This is a genomic window from Mycolicibacterium tusciae (assembly GCF_002086795.1).
GTDB classification, from domain to species: Bacteria; Actinomycetota; Actinomycetes; order Mycobacteriales; family Mycobacteriaceae; genus Mycobacterium; species Mycobacterium tusciae.
In genome coordinates this window covers 1-896 of the sequence record NZ_MVIM01000060.1, presented here as the reverse complement: position 1 = coordinate 896, position 896 = coordinate 1, and the positions used below count along the sequence as shown (strand labels likewise).

The 896-nt window shown below is 61.3% G+C and carries 1 protein-coding gene; it reads right to left on the bottom strand.

What is annotated here, in order from left to right; all coding sequences use genetic code 11:
* Positions 1-2 precede the first annotated feature (2 nt).
* Entirely contained in the window at positions 3-893 is an 891-nt protein-coding gene (locus BST47_RS30105; protein ID WP_083129378.1) for a VOC family protein, read from the bottom strand.
* Between the last annotated feature and the right edge of the window lie 3 nt (positions 894-896).

Below are 896 nucleotides of genomic sequence, written 5' to 3'. Positions count from 1 at the left end.
GTTCATGTTGTTGCGGCTTCGAGTGCTCCTGGTGGTGTTTGGGCGACCATCTGGTGGCCCCACACACTGGGTCGGTCGTACTGGGCGACGGTCCAGGTTTCCTCGTCGACGGTGGCCCCATCCCAGCCGTACTCGAGATCAAAACCGCTCGGTGTTCGGACGTAGAACGACACCATCCGATCGTTGACATGGCGCCCCAACGTCATGCTCAGCGGAATGTTGCGCGACATGCACAGGTCATAAGCCATCCCCACATCATCAAAACTTTGCACCTCGACCATCACGTGATGCAGCCCCCGCACACCAGGCATCGGAGTCAACGCGATGCTGTGATGGCGCGGGTTGCAGTGGTAGAACCACAGATCGATGAAGGTGTAAATCTCATCGCTCTTCTTAAACCCCAACACCCCCCGCAAAAACCGGTCGGCCTGCGCGAGGTCCGGCGTCGCCAGCACCACATGACCCAACCCCTGCGCCCCGGTGACGAACCCCGACATCGCACGACCGGGCCGGAAGGAACCCGGCACCACCTTCTGACCGTAAAACAACTCATGACGCAACCCCGAAGGATCCGACAGCGTCAAAAAGCCCAACACACCGCGGGCCGCGCAGTCCTCCTCGGTTCCCACCTCAAACCCGATGCCCTGCCGATGCAACAACTCCCCAGCAGCCTCAACCGCCTCCTCGCTGCCCACATCCCACCCCGCATACAACATCCGGTTGCGCTCCCCGTGATGCACAGCCAACCGGTGGTCCGCGTCATCGATCCGCAACAGAACCGACCCACAGGCCGCCTCCACCGCCTCCATCCCCAAAACCTCCGGACCGAACTCCAACCACTCCTTCGCATCCGGAGACTCCACACCCACATAACCCAACGCCTTCACCAACATGTG